The 2983-nt window shown below is 41.2% G+C and carries 5 protein-coding genes; 2 read left to right on the top strand and 3 right to left on the bottom strand.

The features are described 5' to 3' along the window. Positions 1-177: 177 nt before the first annotated feature. From Q0236_RS07285 to rplU, 3 genes are all read right to left on the bottom strand, one after another. Positions 178-648 carry a hypothetical protein gene (locus Q0236_RS07285; RefSeq protein WP_297916500.1) on the bottom strand — a complete coding sequence of 157 codons (471 nt, stop codon included), beginning with the start codon at positions 646-648 and terminating at the stop codon, positions 178-180. A 272-nt stretch (positions 649-920) separates the two neighbouring features. Continuing rightward, complete coding sequence (gene rpmA / locus Q0236_RS07280) at positions 921-1178, bottom strand: 50S ribosomal protein L27 (RefSeq protein ID WP_291938329.1); 258 nt, start codon at positions 1176-1178, stop codon at positions 921-923. 10 nt (positions 1179-1188) lie between these two features. Further along, entirely contained in the window at positions 1189-1497 is a 309-nt protein-coding gene (rplU, locus tag Q0236_RS07275) for a 50S ribosomal protein L21 (RefSeq protein ID WP_040303368.1), read from the bottom strand. 220 nt (positions 1498-1717) lie between these two features. Here rplU and Q0236_RS07270 point away from each other — a divergent pair, with 220 nt between their 5' ends. Then, positions 1718-2146 (top strand): hypothetical protein, encoded by a 429-nt coding sequence (locus tag Q0236_RS07270; RefSeq protein ID WP_040303372.1) that lies wholly within the window; start codon positions 1718-1720, stop codon positions 2144-2146. Between the two features lie 158 nt (positions 2147-2304). Next, positions 2305-2766 (top strand): DUF411 domain-containing protein, encoded by a 462-nt coding sequence (locus Q0236_RS07265; RefSeq protein WP_297916497.1) that lies wholly within the window; start codon positions 2305-2307, stop codon positions 2764-2766. The last annotated feature ends 217 nt before the right edge of the window (positions 2767-2983 follow it).

Raw genomic sequence — 2983 nt, 5'->3', positions numbered from 1 at the left:
AAGCTTAAATGCTATAAGCCGCCTATAGACGATAGCTTCGAGAGAAAAATTTTAGGCGATGAAATTTGCGAAAATATACAAGATGGCTCAAAAATAGTTTTTGGTGATACAAACGAGCTAAGCGATGCATAGCCTATTGAATATAGATATAGCGTGATGGTAAATAGGTCGCCGCTTCTAGCGACCCAACAGTCCGCGAGAACATTCGCCAATCTTTTTATCGTCTTTTAAACACTTTTTTAATTGCCTAACACAATAGTCTTTTTTATACTTATCGCCCTGTTCACCTACGCACTCAGAGATAAAAGCATATTCTTGATCTATCGAATAACGCTCCAAAAACATATCGTATCCACCGTAAGCTATCGCCCCCGTTATGATAACACCAAACCAAAATCCGCCACCCGATTTAGCCGATACTTGATCCTTTTTTACCGCTTCGCTTATCAAGGTTTTAAATTTATCGCTGTTTTGTATATCTTTTACAATTTTTTCCGCATCACTCGGACTTATTTTATTACCATCCGTCTCGATTTTTAATGACTTAATACTTTCGTCGATAAGGGCGTTTATGCCCCTTAATAGGTCTTTGTCTATTATGTTATTTATGAGATATTTTAGAATTTCGCTTTTGTCTATTTTTATCATAGCCACCCCCGTTAGAATTTAAATAATTCCCCATGCACCGTTATTTACGCAAATAATATTCGGTAAAATTTCAAAATTAGGGCTAAACTTTAAAATCTGACGAACGGCGCGCCTATCGTTTCTAACTCGTGATTTTTTGATAAATTTTAGATCTCGTCGTAGCGAGTTTTTATAACGAAATTTTTTTACGTAAGAAAATTCTTTCGATTTCACAGCAATTTTTCGAATTTTATTTAAAAGAGGGGCTTGCGCCCCCGAAGATTTAGCGATATTTACGCAGCCGGATAAACCGATACTTTTTTGCGATTTTTATCTTTTCGCTCAAATTTTACGACGCCGTCGATCAGCGCGAAAATCGTGTGATCACTACCCATGCCTACGTTGCAGCCCGGGTGCGTCGCGGTGCCGCGCTGGCGGATGATGATGTTGCCCGCGCGAACGAACTCGCCGCCGAATTTTTTGACGCCCAAGCGGCGTCCGATACTATCTCTATTATTTTGGGTTGAGCCCTGACCTTTTTTGTGTGCCATTTCCTATCCTTTATGCGTTGATCGAAACGACTTTGACGCGGGTGTATTGGCGTCTGAAGCCGCGTTTTACTTTTGAATCTTTGCGTCTGCGTTTTTTGAAGATAACGACTTTTTTATCCTTGCCTTCGCAAACGACCTCCAAAACCACCTTGGCACCCTTTACGAACGGTGCTCCTACCTTTAACTCGCCGTCGTTTAGCGCTAAAACTTCGCTAAGCTCGAGCTTTGCTTTCGGCTCTGCATTAAAATGGTCTAAATTTAGGTAGTTGCCCTCTTCGACCTTATACTGCTTGCCGCCGTGTTTGATGATAGCATACATCAAAAATCCTTTAAAATTTGGTAGCCAAAAAGGCATTTGCCGTGCAAAATTTAAAAGCCCGTTTGGTATGAAAGGTTGCAATATTATCTCAAATTTTATAAATTCCTACTGAAACGCCTCGCAAAATTCCTGCGAAATTTCAAATTTCAAGGGCTCGGATTTATTTTAAACTAAAGATAAATGTGCTACTATCGCAACGAAATTTTTGAAGGAGAATTTTATGAGAAATTTAATAGCTGCGCTCGTAGCAGCGGTATTTTTTATCGGTTGTTCCAACTGGAATATATCCAACGAACCAAGCGGAGTACGCAATCAAACAAAATCCCAAAGCAGCAAAACAAATATCGGCGGCGTAAATGATAAAGTCCAAGAGGTCTCCACCGCAGGCACCACTGATATGGTCGAAACGACCTTGCCCGATAGCACGGGTATGACTAATGCGCCGAAAGACCGCAGCGATGCATTTCATATCAATCAAGTAATTTCTGCATGGAATAAACAGCCAGACTCCATCAAAACAACCGAAGACAATGGCAACATCTACACCTGGAAAAACTATAAGCCAGGCTGCGACGTATCACTTACCAGCGACTCGGAAGGCTACGTATCAAAATCCGCTATCAAATCAGCACTGTCTCAGTGCCTATAACCAACTTATCCGCGACGCCGAAATTTTAAAATTTCTTAAAATTTCGGCTTACGAGCGGGTCTGCTTCGTCAAATTTAATCCTAGAATTATATGGTTCGCTCTTAAAAATTTACTATTCGTATTGTATAATCGAGGACTTTTAATCACTGGAGTAAAATATGAAGAAAATTTTATTTGCAGGTGCGCTTTTGGCGGCATTAGGAAGCTATGTCGCGGCGGGCGAACACGTCAAGGTATATCACGGCGAGAGCTGCGGCTGTTGCCACAACTGGGCAAAATATATGGAGCAAAACGGCTTTGAAGTAGAGATGATCTCGCTAGCCGACGAGTCGCTTATCCAGAAAAAAAATGATGTAAAGCTCCCGCTAGAACTCTCTAGCTGCCATACCGCAATCATAGATGGCTACGTAATTGAGGGCCATATGCCGGCCGGCGAAATTCTTGCGCTGCTAAAAAATAAGCCTAACGATGTCATAGGCATAGCCGTGCCGGGCATGCCACTAGAAGCGCCCGGTATGGAGCAAGGCTCGCAGCCTGAGATCTACGACGTGGTAGCGTTTAAAAAAGACGGCTCATACAAAAGTATCGCTACATACAAAGGTAAAGAAAAAATCAAATGATTTGTCGCTTTAAAGCGGCAAATCATCCTATAATCATCAAAATTTAATCGATTGACGGATTTAGCTTCGCCATTTTCTTTCTGACATTAAGCGTTTCGGTTTTATGCACAAACAGGCCCCTACTAAAATAATTTTAGGCTAGCTATAATAAATGGAGTTAAAATTTGAATGGATGGGCTAATAGGGGTCGAACCTATATTCACAAATCCAGAGTTTG

It is taken from the genome of uncultured Campylobacter sp., assembly GCF_938031315.1.
In the GTDB taxonomy this organism is placed as follows: Bacteria; Campylobacterota; Campylobacteria; order Campylobacterales; family Campylobacteraceae; genus Campylobacter_B.
This window is presented reverse-complemented; position numbering and strand designations above follow the sequence as displayed.